At 57.8% G+C, this 26,258-nt stretch carries 23 protein-coding genes; 14 read left to right on the top strand and 9 right to left on the bottom strand.

Annotation, left to right across the window (positions count from 1 at the left end; translation table 11 throughout):
* Window positions 1-6 precede the first annotated feature (6 nt).
* The 10 genes from LMH93_RS11960 (at window position 7) to LMH93_RS11915 (ending at window position 10,873) form a co-directional block, all read left to right on the top strand.
* Window positions 7-408: a TIGR03750 family conjugal transfer protein gene (locus LMH93_RS11960; protein WP_230065215.1), complete on the top strand. Its 402-nt coding sequence runs from the start codon at window positions 7-9 to the stop codon at window positions 406-408.
* Complete coding sequence (locus LMH93_RS11955; RefSeq protein ID WP_230065214.1) at window positions 405-1,046, top strand: PFL_4703 family integrating conjugative element protein; 642 nt, start codon at window positions 405-407, stop codon at window positions 1,044-1,046. The genes LMH93_RS11960 and LMH93_RS11955 overlap by 4 nt, the downstream gene beginning before the upstream one ends.
* Complete coding sequence (locus tag LMH93_RS11950; RefSeq protein WP_230065213.1) at window positions 1,043-1,849, top strand: TIGR03749 family integrating conjugative element protein; 807 nt, start codon at window positions 1,043-1,045, stop codon at window positions 1,847-1,849. The genes LMH93_RS11955 and LMH93_RS11950 overlap by 4 nt, the downstream gene beginning before the upstream one ends.
* A complete protein-coding gene (locus tag LMH93_RS11945; RefSeq protein ID WP_230065212.1) occupies window positions 1,839-3,347 on the top strand; it encodes a TIGR03752 family integrating conjugative element protein in 1,509 nt (502 codons plus the stop codon). The genes LMH93_RS11950 and LMH93_RS11945 overlap by 11 nt, the downstream gene beginning before the upstream one ends.
* On the top strand, window positions 3,310-3,729 hold the full coding sequence (locus tag LMH93_RS11940; RefSeq protein WP_230065211.1) for a TIGR03751 family conjugal transfer lipoprotein: 420 nt from the start codon (window positions 3,310-3,312) through the stop codon (window positions 3,727-3,729). The genes LMH93_RS11945 and LMH93_RS11940 overlap by 38 nt, the downstream gene beginning before the upstream one ends.
* The gene (locus LMH93_RS11935) at window positions 3,729-6,470 is read left to right on the top strand and encodes a conjugative transfer ATPase (protein ID WP_230065210.1); all 2,742 of its coding nucleotides are present in this window, start codon (window positions 3,729-3,731) and stop codon (window positions 6,468-6,470) included. The genes LMH93_RS11940 and LMH93_RS11935 overlap by 1 nt, the downstream gene beginning before the upstream one ends.
* Before the next feature lie 217 nt (window positions 6,471-6,687).
* Window positions 6,688-7,665, top strand: a complete 978-nt coding sequence (locus tag LMH93_RS11930) for a TIGR03756 family integrating conjugative element protein (RefSeq protein ID WP_230065209.1) — start codon at window positions 6,688-6,690, stop codon at window positions 7,663-7,665.
* A complete protein-coding gene (locus LMH93_RS11925) occupies window positions 7,665-9,020 on the top strand; it encodes an integrating conjugative element protein (protein ID WP_230065208.1) in 1,356 nt (451 codons plus the stop codon). Before LMH93_RS11930 ends, LMH93_RS11925 begins: the two co-directional genes overlap by 1 nt.
* Window positions 9,017-9,322, top strand: a complete 306-nt coding sequence (locus LMH93_RS11920) for a hypothetical protein (protein ID WP_230065207.1) — start codon at window positions 9,017-9,019, stop codon at window positions 9,320-9,322. The genes LMH93_RS11925 and LMH93_RS11920 overlap by 4 nt, the downstream gene beginning before the upstream one ends.
* A gap of 9 nt (window positions 9,323-9,331) precedes the next feature.
* Window positions 9,332-10,873 carry a conjugal transfer protein TraG N-terminal domain-containing protein gene (locus LMH93_RS11915; protein ID WP_230065206.1) on the top strand — a complete coding sequence of 514 codons (1,542 nt, stop codon included), beginning with the start codon at window positions 9,332-9,334 and terminating at the stop codon, window positions 10,871-10,873.
* On the opposite strand, the gene LMH93_RS11910 is transcribed toward LMH93_RS11915, so the two are convergent.
* A complete protein-coding gene (locus tag LMH93_RS11910) occupies window positions 10,862-11,224 on the bottom strand; it encodes a hypothetical protein (protein WP_230065205.1) in 363 nt (120 codons plus the stop codon). The genes LMH93_RS11915 and LMH93_RS11910 overlap by 12 nt on opposite strands.
* A gap of 438 nt (window positions 11,225-11,662) precedes the next feature.
* Here LMH93_RS11910 and LMH93_RS11905 point away from each other — a divergent pair, with 438 nt between their 5' ends.
* From LMH93_RS11905 to LMH93_RS11895, 3 genes are all read left to right on the top strand, one after another.
* Complete coding sequence (locus LMH93_RS11905) at window positions 11,663-12,028, top strand: DUF3085 domain-containing protein (protein WP_230065204.1); 366 nt, start codon at window positions 11,663-11,665, stop codon at window positions 12,026-12,028.
* 299 nt (window positions 12,029-12,327) lie between these two features.
* On the top strand, window positions 12,328-12,651 hold the full coding sequence (locus tag LMH93_RS11900; protein ID WP_230065203.1) for a hypothetical protein: 324 nt from the start codon (window positions 12,328-12,330) through the stop codon (window positions 12,649-12,651).
* A gap of 85 nt (window positions 12,652-12,736) precedes the next feature.
* Window positions 12,737-13,675 carry an ArdC family protein gene (locus tag LMH93_RS11895; RefSeq protein WP_230065202.1) on the top strand — a complete coding sequence of 313 codons (939 nt, stop codon included), beginning with the start codon at window positions 12,737-12,739 and terminating at the stop codon, window positions 13,673-13,675.
* An 83-nt stretch (window positions 13,676-13,758) separates the two neighbouring features.
* Here the strand turns inward: LMH93_RS11895 and LMH93_RS11890 are convergent, their stop codons facing one another.
* Together LMH93_RS11890 and LMH93_RS11885 are read right to left on the bottom strand one after the other, a co-directional pair.
* Window positions 13,759-14,124 (bottom strand): histone-like nucleoid-structuring protein, MvaT/MvaU family, encoded by a 366-nt coding sequence (locus tag LMH93_RS11890; RefSeq protein ID WP_230065201.1) that lies wholly within the window; start codon window positions 14,122-14,124, stop codon window positions 13,759-13,761.
* Between the two features lie 124 nt (window positions 14,125-14,248).
* On the bottom strand, window positions 14,249-14,443 hold the full coding sequence (locus LMH93_RS11885; protein ID WP_064492730.1) for a DUF7740 domain-containing protein: 195 nt from the start codon (window positions 14,441-14,443) through the stop codon (window positions 14,249-14,251).
* 223 nt (window positions 14,444-14,666) lie between these two features.
* Here LMH93_RS11885 and mobH point away from each other — a divergent pair, with 223 nt between their 5' ends.
* Window positions 14,667-16,379: a MobH family relaxase gene (gene mobH / locus LMH93_RS11880; protein ID WP_230065200.1), complete on the top strand. Its 1,713-nt coding sequence runs from the start codon at window positions 14,667-14,669 to the stop codon at window positions 16,377-16,379.
* A 350-nt stretch (window positions 16,380-16,729) separates the two neighbouring features.
* Here the strand turns inward: mobH and LMH93_RS11875 are convergent, their stop codons facing one another.
* The 6 genes from LMH93_RS11875 to LMH93_RS11850 form a co-directional block, all read right to left on the bottom strand.
* Window positions 16,730-17,656, bottom strand: a complete 927-nt coding sequence (locus LMH93_RS11875) for a hypothetical protein (protein ID WP_230065199.1) — start codon at window positions 17,654-17,656, stop codon at window positions 16,730-16,732.
* 113 nt (window positions 17,657-17,769) lie between these two features.
* Window positions 17,770-18,966, bottom strand: coding sequence for an IS256 family transposase (locus LMH93_RS11870; protein WP_230064317.1), 1,197 nt, complete (start codon window positions 18,964-18,966; stop codon window positions 17,770-17,772).
* A 20-nt stretch (window positions 18,967-18,986) separates the two neighbouring features.
* Window positions 18,987-21,458 (bottom strand): hypothetical protein, encoded by a 2,472-nt coding sequence (locus LMH93_RS11865; protein ID WP_230065198.1) that lies wholly within the window; start codon window positions 21,456-21,458, stop codon window positions 18,987-18,989.
* Between the two features lie 596 nt (window positions 21,459-22,054).
* Window positions 22,055-25,186, bottom strand: coding sequence for an AAA family ATPase (locus LMH93_RS11860; RefSeq protein WP_230065197.1), 3,132 nt, complete (start codon window positions 25,184-25,186; stop codon window positions 22,055-22,057).
* Window positions 25,167-25,715, bottom strand: coding sequence for an ABC-three component system middle component 1 (locus LMH93_RS11855; protein WP_230065196.1), 549 nt, complete (start codon window positions 25,713-25,715; stop codon window positions 25,167-25,169). The genes LMH93_RS11860 and LMH93_RS11855 overlap by 20 nt, the downstream gene beginning before the upstream one ends.
* Window positions 25,699-26,178: an ABC-three component system protein gene (locus LMH93_RS11850; RefSeq protein ID WP_230065195.1), complete on the bottom strand. Its 480-nt coding sequence runs from the start codon at window positions 26,176-26,178 to the stop codon at window positions 25,699-25,701. Before LMH93_RS11850 ends, LMH93_RS11855 begins: the two co-directional genes overlap by 17 nt.
* Window positions 26,179-26,258: the final 80 nt, after the last annotated feature.

Below are 26,258 nucleotides of genomic sequence, written 5' to 3'. Positions count from 1 at the left end.
GTCACCATGTCCGACGCCCCTGCCACCCTGCCTGACGGCACCCTGACTTTCCTCCCGGAGCGCCTCAATCGTGATCCGGCCGTCTTGCGCGGGCTCACCAACGACGAGATGTGGGTCGCGCTGATCGTCGGTGCCGGCCTGGGTGTGATCCTCGGTGCACCGCTGGCGGTGGCCACTGCTTCCATTGCCACCCTCCCCACCTGCATGTTCATCTGGATGGCGCTGGTGTTGCTGGGCGGCGGCAAGCTGATGCGTCGGGCCAAGCGCGCCCGCCCGGAAACCTGGTTGTACCGACGCCTACAGTGGCACTTGGCGGTGCACTGGGGCATCGGAACCCACCAGCTGATCCTGCATTCGGGGCCCTGGACCGTGCGCCGTACACGTCGACATGTGAGGGCCACGCCATGAGCCGCTTTCGCAACAAGGTGGATGCACAGCAGGCGCATATTTTCAGCCTGCGTCTGGCTGTTTCGATCTTGGCACTGCTGTGCTGCGGGCTGTGGTACGGCTGGCAGTCGTCGCCGTCCGAACTGACCATTCACGTGCCGCCCGATCTGCGCTCTGGCAGTACGCGCAAGTGGTGGGATGTACCACCGGAAAATATCTACGCCTTCGCGCTGTACATCTTCGGCCAGCTCAACCGCTGGCCCACCGACGGCGAGGTCGATTACCACCGCGCCATCTTTGCCCTGCAGCCCTACCTGACACCGGCGTGCAAGACCTTCTTCGACGGCGACTTCGAGTACCGCAAGGCTGCCGGCGAACTGCGCGGCCGGGTGCGCGGCGTATACGAGGTGCTGGGCCGCGGCTACAGCGACGACCCCGACCTGCGGGTGAAGCAGCTGGACAAGCACAGCTGGCTGGTAAAGCTCGACCTCAACGCCGACGAGTACTACGCCGCCGAGCCGGTGAAACGGGTGGTCGTGCGCTACCCGCTGCGCGTCGTGCGCTTCGACGTCGACCCCGAGCACAACAAGTGGGGCCTGGCCCTGGACTGCTACAAAGGCACACCGCAGAAGCTGACGCTGCCTGGAGGTGCGGAATGATGCGTGTATTGATCATGATTCTGGCGGTAGCCGCAGGCTGGTGTTCTGCAGTCGGTGCGGTCGAGGTCAAATACTGGGATCGCCTGCCGCTGGCCGTTCCACTGACGGTGGGCCAGGAGCGAGTCCTGATGCTGGATGAGGATGTGCGCGTCGGACTGCCGAGTGCGATCGCCGGCAAGCTGCGTGTGCAGTCCGTCGGCGGCACGGTGTATCTGCGCGCTGCTGAAACCCTTCCCCCTTCCCGGTTGCAACTGCAGTCGGTGAAGTCAGGCGACATCATCTTGATCGACATCGAGGCGCTTGAGGGCAAAGAGGCGCTGGAGCCGGTCAAGATCGTGGCCCAGGCTTCAGTACCGGACGTGGAAGCTGTGAAGGAGGCGGTACCTGCAGCGACGCCGGTACCGGTGGTGCTGACCCGCTACGCCGCGCAGAACCTCTATGCCCCCCCGCGTACCGTGGCCCCCCTGCCCGGTGTGCGACGGGTGCCGCTGAGCGACTCCGTCGCGTTCAGTACCTTGCTGCCCACCGAGCGGGTTTCGATCAAGGCACTCGCAGCCTGGCGGTTGGGTGACTACTGGGTGACGGCGGTGAAGATCGTGAATCGCGGTGCTGGCAAAGTCGCGCTTGACCCGCGTCACCTGCAAGCCACGCTGTATGCCGCGACGTTCCAGCATGCGGACCTCGGCCTCGCCGGGACGCCTGAAGACACCACCGTGGCCTATCTCGTCACCCGCGGCGGCGACCTGAAGCATGCGTTGCTGCAGCCCCCGCCAAAACCGGAGGCTGCCGATCATGAAAGCTAACGGCTTGCTGAAATGGTTGGTACCCGGAGTCCTGCTGGGCATCGTGCTGATCATCGTCAAAACCTGGGTGGCCGCGCCGGACAGCGAGCCCGCTCATGATCATGACAAGGCCACACTCAGCGCAGAACAGGCCAAGGCCTTGGGCATCGCCGGCGACACCCCGCGCGACACCGTGGCAACGCTGATCGGCCAGGTCAAAGCGATGCGCAGCGAGATGCAGACGCTGAAGAAAGGCAACGATGCGCTGCAGACCGAGAACAACCGGCTGCGCACCCGAGAAGGCAACATCGACACGCGCATCCAGAGCACGCTGAGCAGTGTCACCCAACAGGTCACAGAGCAGCGCCAGCAGGCCAACGATGCGCGACAGAAGGCTGAGCAGCAGCACCGCGAGACCCAGGGGCTGCTCTCCAGACTCAAGGACCAGCTCACTGGCAAGCCAGCCGCGAAGTCGGATGTTCCCGTGGGCTTCGGTCTTGAACCGGGAGACGAGCAGCAGTTATCCGGCGCTCAAACACCGGCTGACGCGGTGCAGTGGATCGAACCGTCGAATGTACGCGCCGGCCAGGAAGACACTGGTAAAGCCGACGGTCCGCTCTCATCGCTGACCTCGAAGTTCAAGGACCTACACGGCCTGGACAACAACGCCATCGACCGTGGCCAGGACCGCTTGCGTGCCGTCGCCAAAGGCGAACGTGACCTGGAGAACGCCCAGGACCGTACCGCAGGTGCCCGGCCTGTCTATACCATCCCCGAGAACTCGACGTTGATGGGTTCGATCGCCATGACCGCGCTCATTGGCCGGGTACCGGTAGATGGAACGGTGAATGACCCCTATCCGTTCAAGGTGCTGGTGGGGCCGGACAACCTCACCGCCAACGGCATCGACCTGCCGGACGTGGTCGGCGCGGTCATGAGCGGCACCGCCGCCGGTGACTGGACGTTGTCCTGCGTGCGCGGCCAGGTCGAGTCGATCACCTTTGTCTTCGGCGACGGTACGGTCCGCACGGTGCCGCAGCCGCAGAAGATAGTCAGCCGCAATCGCAGCAGCACCCAGACCTCGGACACCGAGAAGATCCGCGGTGGCCTGGGCTACATCTCCGACCCCTACGGCACTCCCTGCATTTCCGGCGAGCGCCACTCCAACGCCCAGCAGTATCTGGGTAGCCAGAGCCTGATCACCGCAGCAGGCGCCGGCTTTGCCGCAGCCTTGGGCAGCGAGCAGACCAACACCTCATTCATCAATTCGGCCAGCGGCAGCCTGGGCCTGTCCCAGAACAGCGGGAACAGCGCGCTGAACTCGGTGATCAGCGGTGGCATTGGCGACATCCGTGAGTGGATCAACAAGCTCTACGGCGAAGCCTTCGCCGCCATCTACGTGCCCCCTGGGGCCAAGGTGGCTCTGCACCTGGACCACGAAATCAGCATCGACTACGAACCCAAAGGCCGGAGAGTGAACCATGAAAGCCCATCCGTCTCGGTACTGGATCTGGATTAGCCTGCTGCTCAGCCTGCACCTGGGCGGCTGCTCCACCAGCAAGGAGGAAATGCTGCCCCACGGCGATCACACCATGCTGGACATCTGGAACGGCAGTGGCTCGGTTGCCAGCCAGCAACAGCTACAGGAGGCGCGTGGCGAACTGCGTCGCCCGGTGCAGGATCCCGAGCGCCTGATCAACGACCAGAGCGCCTATACGCGCACGGCGGCCAACGAAATCCGTGCTCAGTTCCCGCGTCTACCTAACCCAGACCTGGTCATGTACGTCTACCCGCATCTGGCCGGTACCCAACAGACGCCAGTGCCTGGCTACTCGACCGTGTTCCCGTTGTACGAGAAGGTCCAATACGCGCTGCCCGGCGAGCGCCTGGACGATTTGTGATGGACGATGACGCGACTCGCGACCCGCCGCTCTGGCAACCTTGGCGCGCCATACAGCGTCGGCGGGCTACTCTGGCCGATGAGGCCGCGCAATACGCGCACAACCCCAGCTTCGCCGACCATCTGCCCTGGGTCGAATACCTCGAAGATGAGCAGTGCTTTCTGCTTGATGACAACCGCTCTGTGGGCGCAGTGTTCGAACTGCAACCAATCGGCACCGAGGGCCGTGAGCCCGAGTGGCTAATGGCGGCACGCGACGCCCTGGAAGATGCGCTGCAGGACAGCTTCGACGAGCTCGACCAGGCGCCCTGGGTGGTGCAGTTCTTCTGCCAGGACGACAGTGACTTTGCCCCGTACCTTGAACGCCTGGAGCGCTACATCGCGCCGCGCGCGCGAGGTACGCAGTTCACCGAGGCTTTCCTCGCGTCGATGCAACGTCACCTTGAAGCCGTCGGCAAACCGGGTGGGCTGTTCGACGACCATGTTGTGTCTCACCTGCCGTGGCGCGGTAGCAACCGGCGGATTCGCCTGGTGGTCTACCGCTGGCTCGGGGAGCAGGCTGACGAGGATGGGCATAACCCAGTCCAGCTGTTGAGCCGCACCTGCGACCGCTTGGTGGCCTCGCTGCAGGCCTGCGGGGTCAGCCCTCGACGGTTGACCGGGCGCGACTTCTACGCCTGGTTGTTGCCCTGGTTCAACCCGGCCCCTGCCCTCACCGACGAAACACCTGCGGCGTTCTATCGACGAGTGCCCTACCCGGAGACGGAGGGCGGCGAGGATTTGCCGCTGCCATTCGACCACGATTTCGCCGAGCGGCTGTTCTTTCAGGAACCACGCTCCGATAGCGAGCAGGGTCTGTGGTACTTCGATCAGCAGCCCCACGCCGTGATGGTGGTCGACAAGCTGCGCAGACCGCCGCATATCGGCCAGCTGACCGGCGAGACGCGCAAAGGCGAAGCCTTGAACGCCCTGTTCGATCAATTGCCCGAGCAGTCGGTGATGAGCCTCACCTTAGTGATCACGCCCCAGGATGTGCTCGAGGAGCAGCTCAATCGCCTGGCTCGCAAAGCTATCGGTGAGAACCTCGCTTCGACGCAGACCCGTCAGGACGTTGAAGAAGCCCGCGCGCTGATTGGTCGCCAGCACAAGCTGTACCGCGGCACGTTGGCGCTGTACCTGCGCGGCGCCGATGAACAGCAGCTGCGCCAGCGTTCGGTCCAGGCTGCCAACGTGCTGCTCGGCGCCGGCCTGCAGCCGGTGCGCGAGGGCGATGAAGTGGCCGCGTGCAACAGCTACCTACGCTGGTTGCCGATGGTCTACAACCCGGTGCGGGACACGCGCAACTGGTACACCCGACTGCTGTTTGCTCAGCATGTCGCCAACCTGCTGCCGCTCTGGGGGCGTAGTATCGGTACCGGCAACCCGGGCATCACCTTTTTCAATCGCGGTGGTGCGCCACTGTCATTCGATCCACTGTCACGCTTCGACCGCTCGATGAATGGTCACCTGCTATTGTTCGGCCCGACCGGCGCCGGCAAGTCGGCCACCCTGGTCTCGATCCTGATGCAGGTCATGGCCGTGTACCGGCCGCGGCTGTTCATCGTCGAGGCGGGCAACTCCTTTGGTCTACAGGGTGACTATTTCGCCACCCTCGGGCTGTCCGTCAACAAGGTTCAGCTCAAACCGGGCAGTGACGTAAGCCTGGCGCCGTTCGCCCATGCCCGGCGCCTGATCGAACATCCGGACCAGGTCGCCAGTCTGTCGACTGAAGACCTAGATGAGGCCGCGCCGGACAGTGACGAGCAGCGCGATGTGTTGGGCGAGCTGGAGATCACCGCGCGGCTGATGATCACCGGCGGCGAAGCCAAAGAAGAGGCGCGCCTGACCCGGGCGGATCGCAGCTTGATCCGCGAGTGCATCCTCGATGCCGCCCGGCACTGCGCGACGACTGAGCAGCAGGTGCTGACCCGGCATGTTCGCGATGCCCTGCGTAAGGTCGCCAGCGACACCCACCTGCCCGACAAACGCCGTGAGCGTGCGCAGGAGATGGCCGAGTCCATCGACCTATTCTGCCAGGGTTTCGAAGGTGCATTGTTCGACCGGCCCGGAACACCCTGGCCGGAGAGCGACGTGACGATCGTCGACCTCGCCACGTACGCCCGTGAGGGTTACGAGGCGCAGATGTCCATCAGCTACATCAGCCTGATGAACACGGTGAACAACATCGCCGAGCGCGATCAGTACCTGGGGCGACCGATCATCATGGTCACCGACGAAGGCCACATCATCACCAAAAATCCGCTGCTGGCCCCCTTTGTGGTCAAAGGCACGAAGATGTGGCGCAAGCTCGGCGCCTGGTTCTGGCTGGCAACGCAGAACATGGCCGACTTGCCCGACGCGGCGCAGACCATGCTCAACATGATCGAGTGGTGGATCTGCTTGAACATGCCGCCTGCGGAGATCGAGGAGATCGCCCGCTTCAAGAAACTCACGCCGGCGCAGAAAGCGTTGCTGCTCTCCGCGAGCAAGGCCTCGGGCAAATACACCGAGGGCGTGGTCCTGTCGAAGAACCTGGAAACGCTGTTCCGCGCAGTGCCGCCGAGCCTCTACCTCGCACTGGCCATGACCGAGCCCGAGGAAAAAGCTCAGCGCTGGCGATTGATGGAAAAGCATCAGCAGTCCGAGCTGGAAGCCGCCCTGCAGGTCGCGGCGGAGATTGATCGCCTGCGCGGCATCTCGTGAACGACACCGTCAGGGCTATCCGAGCCCTTCTGTTCAGTAAAATTCGACAAGAGCACATTTGTACTCCTTCGCCATTTTGCTTATCTCTCACCGCTAAATCGAGCGCCCGACAAAACCGATCACCCCGGACTCGGTTTGTCCGCCCTCCTCCGGTGTCGGATCCGGGATGCTGAAACTTGGCGCACGGATGCACACTGCTACCTGCCGAGCGTTGCCCATGAAAGTCACCGCCTTCCTCCGAAGCAAAGCGCCGAAACCCAGAACGGCTCGCCGTGGCCGTGCCTTCACCGCGGCAACTCTGCTGGTCGCCGCCGAGCAGTGCCTGGCATTGACCACGCCTTCTATCATCGCCTCCGTCGGGTCGCTGCAGTGCCTGGAGTACCGAGTCGTCGGCATCTGCTACTGGCTGCTCTGTACGCCCTTCGGCTGTACGGTGCGGACCTCACCGAAGATCCGTCACTTCATTCCCGAGTTAGTGATATCGAGCTATGCCGACACCGGCGCCAATCCCTGGAGCGAGATGTCCGCGCTGTCGATGCCGACGCCGGCGTCGCAAGGGGGTGGCAACCTGATCACGCCTTCACCGCAGCGCGATAACCTGCCACGGTTCAAGAACGTCGACGGCATCGGCCATCCCGGCGGGGCAGCCCTCACAGCTCTCGCGCATACATTCGGATATGCCTGCCCAAGCGGAGCCGTGCCGTTTGCGCCTTACTACCTCAGCACGCTCGACCCGTTGGCGTGGCGCCAGGCGATCCCCGAGTCCGTCTACCCACAGGCGCTGGTCCCGGGGATGCGCGAGATCGGCAACCAGGCTCTCGGGGACATGTGGGGCAGCGTGTATCCGCGCCACGGTTTTCTGGTGCAGCCCGATGATTTCAAGGCAGCTGCCGTGATGGCCCAGCGCGCCAGCGACTTCATCACCCGCGTCGGCCAGCCGCATGTCTATCTACCGCTGCAGCCGATGCCGGCTCCCGGCTATTGGCCGCCGCAGCCGGTGATGGAGAACAACGTCAACAACCACCGCTGGCAGTTGCTGGTCCCGGTGATCCAGAACACCTGCGCCATCTTCCCCAGCCCAACGATTCAGAGCGCCGACGGCGCCTATGCCTGGTCGCTGTGGCGGCCCTACGGCTGCTGCCAGCGTATGGGTCAGACGTTTCTGTTCAGCATCGACTTTGATGGAGGTCAGTGATGAAAAACCTCGCGCTCGGGTTGGTGTGCTTCCTTGTGTCTGCCGCAGGCCATGCCGCAGAGAACGGCTACCACCTCGGTGACCAAGCCCAGGTCCTGGATGACCGCGTGATGTACACCATCGGCGGCGGCTCCGCGGCAGGAGCGCCCTCCTCGCTTTACCGTCCAAACGGCCTCGGCGTCGGCATGTCCTGGCGGGCCAACATGATGTGCGGAAACATGAACCTCTCGAACACCCTGCAGAACCAACTCAATGGTGCCACCCAGGGCTTCCAGCAGATCATGGGCAACGTCATCCAGAACGCCACACAGGCGGTCATGTCGCTTCCGGCAATGATCATCCAGCGTGCCAACCCCGGGCTGTATGAGCTGCTGAGCAATGGCGTGCTGCAGGGGCGCATCGACTTCGATCGTTCCAAACTCACTTGCCAGGCGATGGCGGCGAAAATGGCCGACAAGGTCGACCAGGCCGGCTGGGGCGCGCTGGCCCAGAATCAGGAAATGCAGCACAACCTCGAGCAGTCCGGCGGCGATGCCGTCATGGCCGTGAAGGATACCGAGTCCAACAACGGCAACAACGGCGTAAGCTGGGTCGGCGGGCAGAAAGCCGGTGGCAACGGCCAGCAACCCATCCGGGTGACTTCGGATGTGGTCAAGGCCGGCTACAACCTGCTGCACAACCGATCCGTCGAGGACACTTCCGCCCTCGGTTCGGCTTGCCAGAATGGCGCTATCTGCCAGGCCTGGTCGAGTCCCGAGGATGCCTCGGAATGGGCGACACGGGTGCTTGGTGAAACCGAGGTGGAGACCTGCGACGACTGCGAGACGCTGCGCGTAACCGCCGGTACCGGCCTTTCGCCGCTGATCCAGGAAACCTACACGGAACACCTGGAAGGCCTTCAGCGCATGGTCTCGGGCGCCGATCAACCCACCCCGGAGAACCTCGGCAAGGTCTCCAGCCCCTTGCTGCAGGTCTCCCGCGGCGTCATCGAGGGCCTGCGCGATGACCCCGACCAGAACTTGCTAGCCCGACGCTTGGCCAGTGAGACCGCGCTTTCCAGCGTGATCTACAAGGCGATGCTGCTGCAGCGCACGCTGTTCGCCGGCAGCCACGAACCGAACGTGGCGTCGGCACAACCCGCCACCACTGCCCTCAATAGCAACGTCGAAACCCTGGAGCGTGAGATTCGCCTGCTGCAAACCGAGCTGCAGGTACGTCAGTCGCTGGCCACCAATACCGCCAGCCTGGTCCTCGATCGTCAGGCCGGCGGTGCTGACGCCTCGCGAAACATCGATCAACGCGACCCGGAGCCGGACCGACTGCGTCGGGCTGAACAGGAAAGGAGCACACCATGATCCCGCTTTCTGTGAGGCCCTCGATCGCCCACGTACTGCTGATCCTCGGCACCATGCTGATCATGTTGCTGATTGCCTGGATGGCACTTCAACTGCCCGCCGCCCAACTGGATTGGCTCGCACCAACGCGGGCAACTGCCACCTACTTCGCGTGGTGGCGCGCCCTGCTGTACGCCCTGATCTTCACCGGTTGGGCCGCATCGTTGCGCATGCGGCCTGCGCCTGTGGACCAGCAACGGTTAAAGCGTTTGGGATTGATTGGCTTCAGCTCGATCATCCTGGTCGAACTGTCTCGCCTGTGAGGTGCAGCCATGAACATGAGCACCAACAGCTACCTCGAGTACTACCTGTCGCTGCTGGCCTGGATCATCAACAACGGCATCTGGAACACCTTGGCGGACACCGGGCTGTTCGCCGCCCCTTTCGGTGCGATCATCCTCCAGGAATGGCTATCAGCTCGCCAACAGGGTGCCGACGAGGGCAACAAGGGCCTGCTGTCGATCCCTCGCGTCGAGAACCGGTTGTGGATGAGCTACGTGGTCATTCTGTTTGGCTGCATGCCGTTCTTCCCGCTGAACCTGTCCTCCGTGACTTTTGACGATGCCGCGAGCCAGCGCTGTGGGGTGTCCATGGCCAGGCCTGCCGACACGGCCTGGGGCACGACCTTCAATACCATCGGCGAGAAGTCAGCGAACGTGCCGGTGTGGTGGTTTCTCGTGCATGCCATGAGTAAAGGCATCACCGCCGCCGCGACCGCGTCGATTCCCTGTGCGCCCGACATCCGTGCGATGCGCATGGAGATCGACAGTACGCGCATCAATGACCAGGTGCTGCTGCAGGAAGTCGCTGACTTCACGCGGGACTGCTACGGCTTTTCGCGCTCGCGGCTGTTTACCAATCGCCCCGAGCTGGACGAGTCGCAAAGCTACGATGCGTCCTGGATAGGCTCGACCTACTTGCTCAACACGCCGGGCTACTATGATACCGACCGCTCGCGAATGCCCAGAGTCGACTGGCCGTACGACGAGACCCGGGATACCTCTCTACCCCAGCTCGACAGTGGAGCCGGCTACCCAACCTGCAAGCAGTGGTGGAGCGACGGCACGATCGGACTGCGCGACCGCTTGGTGGCCGAGGTTGATCCATCACTGCTATCGCAGCTACGGGGCTGGCTGACGGGGCGCACCGCTACGGAGGTCGAAGACGCCACCTTGCGCGAGCTGGTGAGCCCACGGCAGCAGTCATTGAGCATGGCGCCTGGGCAAGTGTTCCAGGACTACGGCAGTAGCGCCCGCGGCGGTTCGCTGACACAAGGGCTGAACAACCTGGCCACTAACACCGGCCTGGCCCTAGGCTCGTTCAGCAACTTCCCGGCAATGAATGCACTACGCGCGGCATTGCCAATGGTCCAGGCCTTTCTGATCATGGGCACGATCATCAGCTTGCCGCTGGTACTGCTGATCAGCACCTACCAACTCAAGGCGCTTATGACGATCACATTCGCGCTGTTCACGCTGCACATGCTGACGTTCTGGTGGGAGCTCGCGCGCTGGATCGACTCGAGCATGCTCGAAACGCTGTACAACCAAGTTTCTGCCACAGATCAGGCACTGTTGTCGTTGCCGACAGCAGGCTTCATGGACGGAACGGTAACCGCGCAGGTGATCGAGTATGTCATGGGCGCAATGTTCATTGTCTTGCCAGCTCTGTTCGTGGGCACTATGAGCTGGGCAGGCTATGCCGTGGGTAACGGGATCCAGAGCATGTTGGCAAGTGGGGGCAAAAATGCGACCGACGCCGCAAGCAAAGGCACAGCGCAATTGACGAGTGCCGGCAAGAAATCAATCAGGTGACTTAAAGTCACCTATGTAATGGCCGTTGCTATCGTAATCGCCAATATAGAGGTCAGCACCCAGAGAGTCTGGGACTGATTCGTCTCGACTCGCTACAGGTTCGTCGTTCTCCCACCAGCTACGAAGCAGCGCAACTGTCAGGTTGGTGATGATCAGCAAAGCAAAAGCGAGAGCTACAGCAGCAAGACCAAACACGCAAAGCAATTTGCTGACTGCTGTCACAAAAAATTGTCTACGTGGACTTTGAGTCAGACTACGAGAGCCAGATAGCTTGGAGACCAAATTCCGCCAAGCTTTTCCCAAGCAAGAACCTAGGTGGCCCGAAAATGAAGGACGGAATTGACTTGTCATCTTGTACCTCCACAGGCAAACAGCCCGTTGGATCCAAGATTAAAGTCTACTCCTTTCCGAAATTCGAACAGCACCGCTCATCGCTCAGCAGCCGACTGAAACATCTCCTTGGAACGTTGTGGACTTGCAGCCTGATTGTGCACCGCTTCCGCCGTTGACCCCAACCATCCTGCCTGGTATTGAGTAAGTGCAATCGCTGGTTTTCCAGCACCCCAGGTAGCCATAACCTTTGAGGCTACGTCACGCATGTGATGGTTACCCTGAAGTGCGATTCGCGTTCGGCAGCTCGCATGGTCACCGTTCCCCGGTGATGAACGCTTTCTAATCCCCCGGGTTCACTGAACCTACGTCTTCGTTGCACCCTACTCACATCCATTCCAGTGCTGGGAACTCTCCCACACGGGTGGCGTTCCTGCGCACCCTCTGGAGGATCTCATCATGCTGCGTTTCACAGGCACTGAACTTCACGCCGTGTTGGCCGAGGCCGGTATTAATAGTTGCAGATTGATATTGGTGAAGGACCACGGTGTTTACCTCATGTCCGAGATCGGCGAAAGCAAACCGGATGGCGGTGGCCGCAAACGCGTGGCCTATGCCACCGGCTGCAATCCCAACGTCGACGACTTCGACACCTGGTGGAATCGCGCCTGCGATGAATTCGGCGGCGATGATTTTGCCGAGTACTTCGACATCCACGACCCTGTCCTTGCCAGCCTTCGCGGCACCGCAGGATCGCTGGTGGTGGAGGCCACTTCCACCCACCTGTACTTGGCCGCCGAGGTTGACCCCGCAGGCAAATCTTGAACGCAGAAGCGAGCTCCACGCGCATCCAGAGCGGCACCTTAACCGGGCCTCTCTGGACGCCTCTCGCATCATGTTTCAGTCGATTGAAGATCGCCGTTTGTCAGGAATCCAGGGCCGTAACTCTCCCCTGGAACCCCCTGGATAGAGACCTCCATTGGAGGTAGGGATCGGAGATTGACCTCACGGCCAAGCGCGGCTTAATACATAAACGTCCCCTGCTCAATGCCTTGTTCGGATTGAGCAGGTCCACGCACGAACCTCACTGCAGGTGTCGCGGGATCAGCTACGCGGAGGCCCCAATGTCCAGGATGAAGCGCTTTTCCAACGCTGTGGTACTTAGCCCAGGCGTTTGGCAGCAATTCATTGCACCTGCCACAGGCGAGGAGCCGATCAGACAGTCAGGCCTGCGCTTGGCTGACCTGCTCAACAGCGTGCTGACCTCGGCTTCGCGTATCTCACACTGCCCCATCGAGCTGCAACTCGACCTTTCGCGGAGCAACGGCACTTCAGTGCCTCCTCACCTGCCGCAGCTTCAGCTGGCTCGCATCACGCCACGCAACGGCCCGGCTTTTCTGCTTATCCGGCTACCCGGCGAGATCGTAGTAGATGTCGCCGCCCTCTGACCCTGCAGCACCGCTACTGCCTGACTACCCCACCGGGAACCCTTCCCGGCTGGGCAGCGTTCCCCCTACACGCCCGGAGAACGCCATGTCCGATGTCTATCTGGATGTCACCAACAAGATCGTCAGCGCCTTGAGCCAAGGCGTGATCCCCTGGATCAAACCCTGGACCACCACCGGTTCAAAAGCTGACTCCCCTTTTCCAATCAACGCTATCACCCGGCGGCCCTACGCCGGCATCAACATTCCACTGCTGTGGGCTGAGGCGCGCCTGCGAGGTTTCACCCAGGATCGCTGGCTGACCTTCAACCAGGCACGCAAAGCGGGTGGCCATGTACGCAAGGGCGAGCAATCCACCCTCGCGGTGCTGTACAAACCAATGAGCAAGGAGGCGCACGACGAGGACGGCCAGATCGTTCGCGATGACCAAGGCAATATCAAGATGGTGCAGTTCGCCCTCTTGCGCACGCACTGCCTGTTCAACATCGAACAGACCGAAGGCTTGCCTGACGAGGAGCCAGCCCCTGCGGAGCTCACCGAGCCGCCCGCCTTCATCGACCATGCCCCGGCCGAGCAGCTGCTGCTAGCCAGCGGCGCGCAGATCGAGCATTGCTACGGCGATAGCGCGTTCTATCAGCCGCTGCGCGATCGCATCCAACTGCCCACCAAGGCTCAATTCGAGGACGTCGGCAGCTACTACGCGACGGCTCTGCACGAGCTGACTCACTGGTCGGGTCATCGATCACGGCTGAATCGCGATGGCATTACCGGCGGGCACGCGTTCGGTTCCGCAGCCTATGCCTTCGAGGAACTGATCGCGGAAATGGGCGCAGCGTTTCTCTGCGCACTGACCGCCACCCAGGGAGAATTGCGCCACGAGGAGTACCTGGCCTCCTGGCTGAAGATCCTCAAGGAGGACAAGCGCGCGATCTTCCGCGCCAGTGGCCAGGCCCGTGAGGCCTCGGAGTACTTACTGGCACTGCAGTCCCATCACGCCACTGAAGCGACGGAGCGACTCACGGCGTGATTTCCCTCAACCAGCTAAAAGGCCCCGATTTGGGGCCTTTGTTTTTTCTGCAGGGCCGGCATCGACCGCTAACGCGGAGTCGATTACTCCAGCCAGCTCTCGACGGTTTGCGACCCGTGTTCCTGCTTCCACTGCTTGAGGATCTTGTGATTGCCACCCTTGGTTTCCACGACCTCGCCGCTGTGCGGGTTCTTGTAGCGCTTGACCTCGCGCGGCTTGCGCTGAGCACCGCTCGACGCGCTTACGGCACTCACGCTCACGCCCTTGGACGGATCCAGGATGCTGATCACTTGGCGCAGGCTCATGCCGTATTCTTCCAGCAACGCCCTGAGCTTCTGCTCAAACTCGATTTCCTGCTTCAGGCCGGAATCGTTTTTCATCGCATCCAGCTGTTGAAGTTGCGCGGCCAGTTGAGCTTCCAGTGCTTTGAATTCGGCAAGTTTGGACATGAGAAATTTTCCCTAGGCATGAGACACGTGAAGGAATACTAACTGAGACACACTCAATATCCGAGTATTAATTCCCAATCTAAGAGTCATTTCATGCTCATTAATTGCAAAACTCTATGACAGATCAGTCAGCCAAGTTCTGACAGAGATGGGCCACCACTTCGCGAGGCGCCGCGCTGTTGCCAATCTTGAACAAGATGTCGCGCTGGCTACGCGGCAACTTTTTCGCACAGCGCTTGGCGGCAGACCGTATGGCAGCATCTGTGCCATGAATTCGGTCCGCCAGCAGCACGATCAATACCGCATCACTCAGCGTCATCAGCGCCCCAGGTCAGAAACATGATGCCGGGCAGTCTACCCCCACTCGAAAAGGTCGGCTATGCCGATCGGCCGGCTAACCCGACGCGCCAGACTTCGGATTATCGCACTCGCGAAAGAGGCCAAGGCGGTAAAGGGTAATGGCATCAATGGAAGGGGGCGCAAGGGTAAGAGGCTTATCCTAAAAGGCAAAAGGACCTTTTGAACGCAAGGCAGGTACTGCGATGAAACGCTGGTGGTTCAAACCGCAAAAAGGCCCTCCCGAAGAGATCATCCCCGCCGCCGAGGGCTTTCATCAGCCACTGTCGGCGGAATCACTGCTCGCTGCCAGCCACCGAAAAAGGCTGCTCGAGCGCATCTGGCAATACACGGCCCTCTCCCCGCTACAGTTCGAACAACTCTACCTCGAACCGATCCGTCGCTACGCCACCTATGTGCAGCAACTACCGGCCAGTGAGACCCATCACCATGCCTATCCAGGTGGCATGCTCGACCACGGCTTGGAGCTGGTGGCGTGCAGCCTGAAGTTACGCCAGTCCTACTTACTCCCCAGCGGCGCGGCACCCGAAGACCAAGCCGCGCAGGCTGATGCCTGGAGCGCCGCCATCGCCTACGGCGCCCTGCTCCATGACATTGGTAAAATTGCCGTCGATCTCCAGGTCGAGTACCAGAATGGTGAACGCTGGCACCCCTGGCACGGCCCCCTGAACCAGCCTTACCGCTTCCGCTACCACCCCGACCGGAATTACCAGCTACACAGCGCCGCCGCCGGGCTGCTGTATACGCAGATCTTGACGCCCGCGTTGCTCGACTGGCTCAGCAGCTACCCTGCCTTGTTGGGGCAATTGCTGTCCTTGCTGGCCGACCACTACGAGCTCGCCGGCACCCTCGGGGAGCTGGTGCTGCAAGCCGACCGGGTGTCCACGGCACAGAACATCGGGGCTAATCCTGCTAAAGCCTTGCAGGCACCCAAACACTCGCTGCAGCATCACCTGTTGACTGGGCTGCGCCACCTGATCAAGAACGAATTCAAGCTCAACCATCCCGGCGCGGCCGGCTGGCTCACCGAGGAGCACCTGTGGTTGGTCAGCAAAACTGCGACAGACAAACTGCGTGCCTACCTGCTGGCTCAATCCGTGGATGGTATCCCCTCCTCCAATATCGCCTTATTCGATGAGCTGCAATCACATGGATTGGTGGATGCGACAGGTGAAGGGAAAGCGGTGTGGAGCGCCGCCGTCACAGACGGGGACTGGCAGCATCGTTTTACCTTTCTTCGCCTGCGGCCGGGCCTGATTTGGGCCAATGAACCTCGGCCAGACTGCTTCAGTGGCACGGTTGAGCCGATGATGAACGATTCCCTGCCGACTGATGAAACCAGCGAGTCAGCCCCAGATCGGCCGCAAGCGGCTCTGGAAGAAAAACTGCACGCCTCCGAGCAAGTGAATCAGGATTTCGACTACCTCGACGATTTGATGGACATGTTGCAAGTGCCACACGAGGTCGAAACTGCATCAAGCACAGTAAGCCTGCAATCCGCCGCTGCTCCACACCAGAATGCCGCAGGGCTCGCCTTTCTCGAGTGGCTACGCGAGGGAATCCATACTCATCGCTTAGTGGTCAACGACAGCAAAGCCAAGGTCCACACCGTGGACGGCACTTTTTTCCTGGTCACGCCGGGCATTTTCCAACGCTACGCTGCGGAGTACCCAGTACCTTTTGATGGAAACGACAAGATCGAGGGTTGGCGGCGCACCCAACGCCATTTTGAAAACCTGGGTGTCCATCTGAAACGACCCAACGGCCAAAACATATGGACTTGCAAAGTCAAAGGCCCGCGTAAAACCAGCTCCCTCAATGGCTATCTTCTTCGCGACGCCACCTGTATTTTTATTGAACCGCTCACCGACAATCCTTTTCTCACATTGTGCTCTTAGATTATACATAGTAACTGGCTGCTGATACCAGAGATCGTATACAAGTAACCAGACTCATCCGACTCGTTTCGCAGCCCTAGCCTTTTGCAGCTCGGCTGCCTTCGTGGAGCCACTCATCAGCTCTTTCTCAGACGCCTCTAACTTTGGCGGTAGACTTAAACTCTCCGCGGTCAGAGGCCGACCGTTAGGTTTCTCAGATTTTATACAGAGCCCAGAAGCAGTATGATGCGCCAACCGCAGCGCCCCAGAAACACTCAGTTTCGCGCCCACTTGTGCAAGCAGTAAATCCCCTACTTTACGTGATAGAGACCTGTATAGCTCCGCCCGGCAGGGTCAATTTAATTCGGTTATCACTCCTCTAAGCACGCGTACTCCTCCTCTACCATGCGCTCCCCTACACCATTACTCCAGATAGCGAAAAGTTTCGTCACCTCCTCATCTCCGTGAGCATAGGCATAGAACTTGGCGCTGACACCCCGAGGGCGGGCACGCCACTCGCTCGGGTCCTTTTCGTGAGCACTGCTAGAGCGTGGCGCCCAATACGGAACAGCGCGATTGATAAAACGTTTTTCCAAATCTTTCTCGATGCGGCTCTGGTTTGAAAGTAGATGGCACCCGTTGTGCCATGGGATAGCCACGGCGGCAAGATCGTTGGATTTGGCGATTGCGATAACAACATCCATGACTGCATCCACGATCGAAGAGATCGAATGAGTCGCCAACATATCGTCCATCGGGTTAATCGCACGAATGATTAGCGCATCGCGACTACTATCCAAAGCAACAATGGGTTCGAAATAAACCAATGCCATCCCTGCCAAACGCCTTTGAGCGGGATCAAGCACAACCAAATGTGCGCAACGTTTCTCGTACCACATAGACACATTTTCTCGCGTACACAGATTGGCAGCGTGTTTGGCAAAATACACAGCCGGGTGCTTCGACAGTATCGCATTCAGCTTCGTCGCGTTTTGGCCTTGCTTGATCTTGACAAACTTGCGCCGTTCCCGGTGCACCCAACGTACGCAAGTCTCAAGCACGCTTACCTGCGTCTTATGCAGGGCCTCAAGTAACCGTTCCCGTCCAGTGGCACCTTGAAATTTCGCCTTTTCACCCACCAGACGACCCGCCAGAAATGCCGCATCTGCCTCGCTGAAACGACGGGCAAATGTTTCGGCATGCCCCTTGAGGGCGTCTGGCAACGTCGTGCTGAAGATTTGGTCAAGTTGTTCTAGGCGCAGCGCTACGTCGGCGCCCTCCTCCACAACTTGTGACATACCGTCCAGCTCGTGCGTTATCCAATGATCAAAGATCGAATCTCCATCAGCAGCGGGATCGTGTCCCAGGAAGTGGTGTAACTCATCATGGCTCTGGCCACTGAGTTTGCCGTTTAGTTGATCACGGCCGACAGCTTGGCCTGTGGATTATCGCTGACTGCTTCAAAGGCCTCCAACTGCATATATCGCCGTTGCAGGCACCATTCGTCGTTCTGCTCCAGCAGCATCGCCCCTACCAGCCTTGTGATCGCAGGATCGTTGGGGAAGATGCCCACGACGTCGGTGCGGCGCTTGATCTCTGCGTTGAGCCGCTCCAGTGGGTTGGTGCTGTGCAGTTGCTGTCGATGCGCTTTGGGAAACGCCATGTGCGCCAGCACTTCGTCCTCGCAGCCGTCCATGAGTGTCGCGATCTTGGGGTACTTTTCGCGCAGTTGGTCAGCCACCAGGCGCCACTGCTGATGACATTCAGCGCGGCTATCCTGGGCGAAAACCGTGCGCAGAAGCGCCGCTACCATGGTGCGCTGGCCCTTGCCGACATGGGCCATGGCGTTGCGCATGAAATGCACGCGGCAGCGCTGCCAGGTCGCATTGAAGACCTTGGAAACCGCAGCCTTCAGACCTTCGTGGGCATCAGAGATGACCAACTTCACGCCACGCAGGCCGCGCCGCATCAGGCTTCGCAGGAAGTCCGTCCAGAACGGCTCGGCCTCCGACGGTCCAACCCGCATACCCAGGACTTCGCGGCCTCCATCAGTGTTCACGGCCACGGCGATTATTACGGCGACCGAGACGATGCGTCCGGCCTCCCGCACCTTGACGTAAGTGGCGTCGATCCACAGGTAAGGCCAGTCGCCTTCCAGAGGCCGATCAAGGAAGGCGTGGACGCGTTCATCGATCTCGCCGGCCAGCCGTGACACCTGGCTCTTGGAAATGCCGGTCATGCCCATGGCCTTGACCAGCTCGTCCACCGAACGCGTTGAAACGCCTTGGATATAGGCTTCCTGGATCACCGCCGCCATGGCCTTCTCGGCAGTACGGCGAGGCTCAAGAAAGCCGGGGAAATAGCTGCCCTGACGCAGTTTCGGGATCTTGAGATCGACATCGCCGGCGCGGGTTTGCCAGAGGCGGTCACGGTAGCCGTTGCGGCTGTTTATCCGGTCAGCGCTTTTAACGTCGAAGCCGGCGCCGCACAGGCTTTCGACATCGAACTCCATCATGCGCTGGGCAACGAACTGGATCATTTGCTTGAGCAGATCAGCGTCTGCCCCTTTCTCAACCAACTCGGTCAGTGCGATAGTGGGCTTGGTCATCGTGGTTTCTCTGGTGAAGGTTAAGTCCGCAAACTCAACGTTAGCCAAGAACCACGATGACCATCCTCTTTCGCCCGCAGGGCGCCTTCGGCTGGTTCAGTTACACCACTTCTCGGGACACGATCAGCAGCGGCGAACAGGACGCCCAGATGTGCTGCCAAGGACCAGGGGTCACGCGCCTTCTCTCCGAGGCGTCTAGCCCGTAGATACTTACAGGCGTCGAAAGTCGACTCTGAAGCATAGCGAGAAAACTTTTTCGAGAATAACTTCGCACGAGCCAATGCAAGCAGGCTGCTACGCTCCAGCGGTACACGCAGCTCACGAATTGAGCGCGTCCACTCCATTGGATAGTGGCTACTCAGCACTAGCGAAGCCAAATGATGTTCATACCCCAACACCCTGGGCCAAGTTCTTGCAACTGTGTCGGGCGAGGTGCGGTAGAACATGCCTATAGCATCCGTCTCAAGCTCGCTCAATACCTGGCCAGTGGGCCCCTGTCCAGCAAGCAAGCCATCAATCAAAGGCGTCAATGCATTGAGTTGCGCCAGCATCACCTCTGGCGGTAGCCATGCGCATCGCAATACGCTTTGCAGGAGAAGTCCACCAGTCTGCGTCAAAATGGTAGGCAAGATGGGCAACAGCGCTGCCCGCTCAGCCGAACGTAAAGCCTCGTGTGATTTATGATATTGATCCCGTGCAGTGTCATCGCCAAGACGAGGTCGCGGCCCTAGGAGGCTGTCGACTCTCTCACGCACAGCCTCGTAGATAGCGGCCTGATTGCTCGTCACGAAGGCGAAATTATTACGTGTGTAAGCGTCGTCCAACACAAGCAGGTTGATTGCATCCAAAGCAGAACAACACTCAAGCTCCTGAACACCGCGTGCCGGGAAATACCAGTCGCGCAATTGCTGAATAGTAACCAAGCCTTTATGGAACACCAAAAACTCTAGGAATGAGCGCCTGAAGCGTACAAGGGGTTCAGCCTGTTGGAGGTGCTTGAAATCAGGCATCGGGATGCTTTGGATCAGATACTGATAGCTATCTGCGTTACCCTCGGAGCTATTACGACGCACCCACTCCGCGAGACTTTCCAACTGCCCCCCTGCGCTTCGGGTCCCTATGATCCCCAGCCAATTGTCGAGGGTTGGAACGTACATCTTGCGGTAACACGTTTGGAAAGCGACTACTGCAGCAGCGTAACCAAAACCGTACTTATCTAGGACAGCAAGGTACTCAGAAAGCTTTTCGGGATCTGCCAAATAGTCACTGCAGAGGGCCAGATTTTCGATCGTTAACGCATGAGGTGGACTAGCCAAAACCCGCAGGGCAGCGATGGACGCTGCCACGTTTTTTGACTCAGCTTCGATCAACAACTTCTGGCACTGTACCAAGCCATCGATACCAGCTCCCAGTGCAATGAGCGTCTCAGCCATTTCACGCGAAGGCAGTGCGGAGGCCTCCAAGAGTTTGGTGAAGCGTTGGATGTCATGGCAGCTGTTTGCTCCAACTACATTCAGAAGGAAGTCCCAGTTGGCCGGCCTGGTACGCCACAGCAAGTCTCCAACAGCAGTAAAAAGCGCGGTGGTTTCCTGCAGACCACTGGTTTGTATGCAAACCAGGTTAGCCTCCAGCCGCTCAACGTTGAATGACGACAGCGAATATCTAAAAAGCTCTGCAATAGATCGCCGGGCAATGCCGTGGTGAACCATCAGCATCACCATTTTCCGAACCTTCCGCCAAGTTGGCGAATGACGCTCCGAGCGGTTGTAGTCGTACGGTTCGCGATAGTCGAGCCATTGCAATTCGTCGACTGTCGTGATGACCTTCATCTGCACAAGGAGGTCGGCAAACGCCCCATCGACTTGGCCATGACCATATTGGGCATAAGGAATTACCTGTGCCATCTTGCGCAATCCGAGGCGACAGGTCGCTTTGACCCACCCCGGATCCTGCCGCGACAGCTCACTGGCTTCTTGCCATGAAGGAGTCTCGAAATGCCGCAGCGCCCAGTCGATAGCTGGTGAGTAGAACTCCAGGCGACAGGCTAGTACGCGTTTAAAGGAGCACTTGAACAAATAGGCCCTACCCTCGTAGGTCTTCACTTCGAGTAGTGCACCGCGTACGTATCGCCAGGCGAAATACATAGGCATGAAGAACTGCACACCACAACGCCATAGCGGCCAGCGCTCCACAACCAGTGGAATCACCTCGGGGACACCCAACAGCCGACGGATATGCCGCTCACTTTCCGGGACTTGCGCCAGCAAGGTTGGCAGATTTTCACAGACCCACTCTCGCCCCTGACGAACTTGCTCCCGGCTCCACCAGTAGCCAGCGGGGCCCCCATCTTCGTGATCACACCAGCTGGCAGCTGATTTCCGATCCCTGTTTGCGAACTCCAGAACATTGGCGCGAAACGCTTGGTAGCTGCTGGTTTCCACAACAATCTTCTCCAATGGACCGTCCGGAAACCCTAGTTTTCGTATCATCATGCCAAAGTCCTTTGCCTACCTGCATACGGCCCTACGTCATTGCACATTCGAAACGTCGCAGATCGATTGAGACGACGCAAACCAATCCATCACCACTTTCTCAAAATACTGTTCAAATAAACAGTAGAAAAATGCCTAAAACCACATTTAGGTGTGTGACTGCTTGATCTCGTACGCATTAGCGCGACAGGTGTTGACACGGCGCTTTGAACCAGCCATGTCGTATCCGCTACCACTCCGACCAGAAAAACAACCTGTTTGGTGTAGCAGCTGGACTGATCTGTCTGCTACGAGTACGCCGGGAACTTCGGAGAGTTGGTGCTGCAGCTGACCGGGCGTCCACGGCACAGAGCATCGGTGCCAACCCGACCAAGCACCTCATGCACCTAAACTAGCGCTGCAGCATCACTTGCTGACAGTTCCGCACCATGAGTATAAGAACGAATTCAAGCTGAACGAGCCCCACGATGTTGGCTGGAGAACACTTAGGGCCAGTCAGCAAGACTGCCACCGACAAGCTTCGCGCCTACCTGCTGGCCAAGTCAGAGGATGGCATCTCCTCACGGAAGGGGCCTCACCCCTTCCGTAAACACGCGCTAATTGAGGAATGGCTCGACCGGCACTACCACTCCAAACTTCTCCAATTGCAGGAACTTTGCTCCAAAAATCTCAGCTGGGATTTTGCGCTGAAGAAGGCCAAAGAAATTTTCGTCGTGTGTAGAAATAATAACTTGTTTATCAAACTGGAGGCAGATACTTCGCAATAGATCGATGGTCGAGAGAATATTAATGGAATCCATGGACTGAATAGGGTCATCAATCATCACTACATCGATCGGCCTTCCCTGATCATCCTTGGCGTGAAGAGCGCTGGCCAGGAAAACACTGAGACTGAGGATGTTGGATTGAGCAGCGCTGAAGTACAGGATTGGCGAAATCAAAATCCCTTCTTCGTCACTCACTACAATATTCAATCCGGGGTTAGCAGAGTCAAAATCCGGCTTGAACTCTACCTTTTTAAAAGACGGATGCGGGTCAATTTTTCTGTAAATAACATTGATAAGATCTTCGTAGAAGAAATTATTAATCAATGTCTTCAGCTGTTCGATCACAGAAGCTCGTTCCGCGCTCAGGAGCGCGTCCACCTGGTTACGCTGATCCAGTTCCACTTCCAAGTCAGCCAACTCACCTTGAAGGGATAATCTCTTGAGATAAGGCTTGAAGGAAGCCATCAGCTCCAACAGCAACTTGAAACTGTTTTCCGCGGCTTCAAGTTGCTCGGTGCGCACGCGACGGATTTGCAGTTCGTTACTGATCAATGCTTTGACCTGGTCTAAACTGTCCTCTAAGCGAACAACAATGAAAGTAGCAAGACTTTCATAGAAAGCGTTAATAGCGGACTGAGCGCGAGCCAATTCCAGATCAAGCCCATCCTTTTGAGATCGAAGTTGAGCAAAATTTAACCATGTGCCATCGGATACCATCTTCTGCTGGAGTGCAGTACACTGAGCCGCCAGCTCATTAACTGTGGCCTTGGCGCTAGCAAGTTGTGCTTCAACTTTATTCTTCTCGGACTGGCAGTGTTCAGCCAACTGGGCCGAATTCACACCATTATTGACCAAATACTCAGAGACCAACAGGTACGATGCTTGCGACTTGAGGGTATCGGCTTCCGTTTTTAGAGCCTGCAAATCGGCCTCAATATGTGAAATTTTGCGAGTGAGCTGTGCAATTTCGTCAGACAACTCAGTCTGACGACTCACAAATCCGGAGCGTTTGAGAGTAAGCTGAGCGATCTCTCCATGGGCACGGGTGACAAGCTCATCCTGATCGAGACTCCACACAGTTTTATCAAGAGTGTTGATTCTGTCTTCTAAAGCACGCTTTTCCACCTCCAGATCAGACTTTTCTCGTTCAATTAGCTCCAGCCTTGCACCCAACTGCTTAATTTTTCCCCGAAGATCAGCCAAATGCTGTCCATGTGCCTCTTCCGCTACTTGCGTGATAGATTTCACTTCATCCAGCAGCTGCTTACGACGTGTTTCGGACCGAGCGAGCAGCTCGGCGTTTTCCTGACTCAGCCGCGACAGCAACGTCTGCGATTTAACTTTCTCTCTGAGTTTTTCCGCATCTTCATGAGGTGCGCTGCACAGCGGGCAAATATGGGATGGCCATGCGCTAAGGTAGTCCAGGCCGGTCGAAATCAAACGTTCGTGCACGCCCATCTGGTCAGCCAAGGCTGACTGAGTTGCGTGCACAGTCTTATCATGAAGATCAATGGAATTCAGCTCACCAAAACACTTGGTCAAGCGCTCAATCCTATCCTGACTTAGATATTTTGCACCTTCATCTGTAGATAAGATAAAGCTTGCAGTAAGTTCGAAATCGGATATCTGTTTCAGATTAAATTGAAGGCCTTCAAATTTTGCTGAATCCAGGCGAGCCGCAATTTCTTTCTCAGCCAATTGCTGAGCGATAACCTCGATGCGAGCACGATTGGATTTTAGCTCAGCGTATATTGGCCCAGCATTATCAATAGAGTTCCTTAGAAAGGCAACGCGATCATCGGCCGCATTGAGTTCCTGGTTAATATCGCCTAAGGATTTGGCTAGCCCCGACAACTCTGCGCCGTGACCTGAACGTATCTCTCCCAGTATTATCTGGCGTTGAGCGATATCATTAAGGCGTGTTTCAAACTGAAAGAACCCAACGGAATGATTGATCACACCAGCAATATCTGCCGAACGCTGATTTGAGACTTGGACATCGCTTAAACTTTTTTCATGTGCACTCAGAAGCTCTTCATAGCGATCAGCATCTTTTACACCCTGATCAAGCCTGCCAGAGATTTCCTTCTGATCGGTGATGAATTGGCTGTGGAGTTCAATCTCAGGAAGCTTTATAAGTCTGTCTGCAAGAGCGTCAACCGACCGAACATTAGCTTCCCTCTCTACGCTCAACTCATGCTGTCGGAATACAAGGCTTGCATTCAGTGCATGCTCAGTCTGAGCGGAAAAATGCTCGTCCGCCAGTAGGATGTTTTCACCCGCAGCATTGAGTTGCGTTGCCACCGCATTGAAACTATCAAAGATGGAGAGGTCGATAGGCCGATTAAGCTCCGCAATAATAGCTTCACGCTGCACATCCAAACCCTGAAGTGCAGCCTGGTTATCGTGGATAAGTATCGTTAGTTCCTTGCGTACCTTCTCAGTCTCCCCACCAAAACTGTCCATAAACTTCGTATAGCGTTCTTGCGGCTTCGCCTCTCGAAGGAACCTGTCAATCTCATCCTGACCCAGGATGACACGCCGGAAATAGTCATTTTCGCGACCTCTTTCCCCAAAGCGCAAGTCGCGCCCATTGGTGCGTATTTTTCCCAATTCTCGTATAAATGGAGTAGTGAGCGTCGTTGAAACGACTACCCGAGTTTTAACGTCCTCGTCATAGACGAATTTATTTCGAAGGATCTCCTGCCCCCTGCCCGCATCCTTGGTTGCACGGGCGGCGCCTTCATAACTGGCTCTATTGTAGTCGCCATTAAAACGCTCCAAATGGTTCGTAACCGCCCATTCGACAGCATCATAAAATGAGCTTTTACCAAACCCATTAGGAGCAAATATCGCCACAAAGTTAGAAGGTCGATCATCAGCAGTCGTAAAATCGAATGTACCTTCTGATTTCATCTTGTAAGCACGAAACGCTTCGATTTCAACTTTTTTGATTTTCATTTTTATTCAGAGATTCTATGATTTCGTTAATCATTGACGCGCGCTTTTCCTTGGAATCTGTCTTTTGATCCAGCGGCGCGCCACGCACGAATTTCTCCAGTGACAGCAACGGCTCTCGGGTTTCCGTAACACGAGGATCCAGCGTTAAGTCTGCCCCTAAGAGGTGTTCTTCCAAAATATCAGTCAATTGCTCAAGGGCGGGCCATTTGGATAACCCATCAATTATGAGTTTCCTAGCAGCATACTTATTATTCTCGATCTGGTATTTATCCCAAAGCGGCACAGTGCCAATCGTCACAAAAGCGATATAGATGTTCCAGGCAGCAAGGTTCCCAGCTGGCTGGTGGTGAACCGAAACCAGGTTTTGGATTACGCGCCAGTTTTTTACGACATCTGACGACTCATGACACAGGCAGGCAATACACGAAATATAGGATAGCGAATCATCAGAGCGAAACATGTGAAACGCCATGCCATCGAACTCAGCGATGAGAAACTTAAAATCGTGATCTCTAATTAATAATTTCATTCAAATTCTTCCTGAGCTCAAGCAGTTGATCCCGGCCTGGTGCCAAGGTGCGATAGTCTTCCTCTTTCTCGATGACGCAGCTGTTGCGCAAACCTTCCAAGTGAGTCAATTTATAACTGGTGTAGATTTCACTCTCAATTTCATCAATAGAAAATGGTTGGCCAGGGATGATTGCTATATTGCTAATTACCCTCTCAAGCATGGCATCTTTGGGAAAAGGTTTCGCAGCAGCATCAGGCGAGGCGACCACGAGAGTACCGTCTTTGTCGAGAAATTTTCGTGCAATCTTGAGAATCTCGTCCAACCGGCGAAGCCAATTAGTACCATCGCTGGTGTACAGGAGACGGCGCTTCTTATCGATACCGCTGATGTAGCCGTTATTTGCACTTCCAGTACCGTCCATGAGGGCAGAGATCACAACAAACTCTAAATATGCAATCCATAACTCCCGAGCTTCCAGCACGCTGGACTCCCCCATATCTAGGGAAGGTCTGAAGTAACCCTGTATTTCCGGTCGACTTCAGCCCTTGCTGCTTTTGAAAG

Origin of the sequence: Pseudomonas sp. CIP-10 (assembly GCF_020911845.1) — a bacterium.
Lineage (GTDB): Bacteria > Pseudomonadota > Gammaproteobacteria > Pseudomonadales > Pseudomonadaceae > Aquipseudomonas > Aquipseudomonas alloputida.
The sequence above is the reverse complement of the archived record's forward strand: the minus strand, read 5'-3'. Positions and strand labels throughout refer to the sequence as shown.

Coding starts and splice junctions, on each gene's coding strand:
- LMH93_RS11960 (WP_230065215.1), top strand. CDS start 7: ATGTCCGACGCCCCTGCCACCCTGCCTGACGGCACCCTGACTTTCCTC.
- LMH93_RS11955 (WP_230065214.1), top strand. CDS start 405: ATGAGCCGCTTTCGCAACAAGGTGGATGCACAGCAGGCGCATATTTTC.
- LMH93_RS11950 (WP_230065213.1), top strand. CDS start 1,043: ATGATGCGTGTATTGATCATGATTCTGGCGGTAGCCGCAGGCTGGTGT.
- LMH93_RS11945 (WP_230065212.1), top strand. CDS start 1,839: ATGAAAGCTAACGGCTTGCTGAAATGGTTGGTACCCGGAGTCCTGCTG.
- LMH93_RS11940 (WP_230065211.1), top strand. CDS start 3,310: ATGAAAGCCCATCCGTCTCGGTACTGGATCTGGATTAGCCTGCTGCTC.
- LMH93_RS11935 (WP_230065210.1), top strand. CDS start 3,729: ATGGACGATGACGCGACTCGCGACCCGCCGCTCTGGCAACCTTGGCGC.
- LMH93_RS11930 (WP_230065209.1), top strand. CDS start 6,688: ATGAAAGTCACCGCCTTCCTCCGAAGCAAAGCGCCGAAACCCAGAACG.
- LMH93_RS11925 (WP_230065208.1), top strand. CDS start 7,665: ATGAAAAACCTCGCGCTCGGGTTGGTGTGCTTCCTTGTGTCTGCCGCA.
- LMH93_RS11920 (WP_230065207.1), top strand. CDS start 9,017: ATGATCCCGCTTTCTGTGAGGCCCTCGATCGCCCACGTACTGCTGATC.
- LMH93_RS11915 (WP_230065206.1), top strand. CDS start 9,332: ATGAACATGAGCACCAACAGCTACCTCGAGTACTACCTGTCGCTGCTG.
- LMH93_RS11910 (WP_230065205.1), bottom strand. CDS start 11,224: ATGACAAGTCAATTCCGTCCTTCATTTTCGGGCCACCTAGGTTCTTGC.
- LMH93_RS11905 (WP_230065204.1), top strand. CDS start 11,663: ATGCTGCGTTTCACAGGCACTGAACTTCACGCCGTGTTGGCCGAGGCC.
- LMH93_RS11900 (WP_230065203.1), top strand. CDS start 12,328: ATGTCCAGGATGAAGCGCTTTTCCAACGCTGTGGTACTTAGCCCAGGC.
- LMH93_RS11895 (WP_230065202.1), top strand. CDS start 12,737: ATGTCCGATGTCTATCTGGATGTCACCAACAAGATCGTCAGCGCCTTG.
- LMH93_RS11890 (WP_230065201.1), bottom strand. CDS start 14,124: ATGTCCAAACTTGCCGAATTCAAAGCACTGGAAGCTCAACTGGCCGCG.
- LMH93_RS11885 (WP_064492730.1), bottom strand. CDS start 14,443: ATGACGCTGAGTGATGCGGTATTGATCGTGCTGCTGGCGGACCGAATT.
- mobH (WP_230065200.1), top strand. CDS start 14,667: ATGAAACGCTGGTGGTTCAAACCGCAAAAAGGCCCTCCCGAAGAGATC.
- LMH93_RS11875 (WP_230065199.1), bottom strand. CDS start 17,656: ATGTCACAAGTTGTGGAGGAGGGCGCCGACGTAGCGCTGCGCCTAGAA.
- LMH93_RS11870 (WP_230064317.1), bottom strand. CDS start 18,966: ATGACCAAGCCCACTATCGCACTGACCGAGTTGGTTGAGAAAGGGGCA.
- LMH93_RS11865 (WP_230065198.1), bottom strand. CDS start 21,458: ATGATGATACGAAAACTAGGGTTTCCGGACGGTCCATTGGAGAAGATT.
- LMH93_RS11860 (WP_230065197.1), bottom strand. CDS start 25,186: ATGAAAATCAAAAAAGTTGAAATCGAAGCGTTTCGTGCTTACAAGATG.
- LMH93_RS11855 (WP_230065196.1), bottom strand. CDS start 25,715: ATGAAATTATTAATTAGAGATCACGATTTTAAGTTTCTCATCGCTGAG.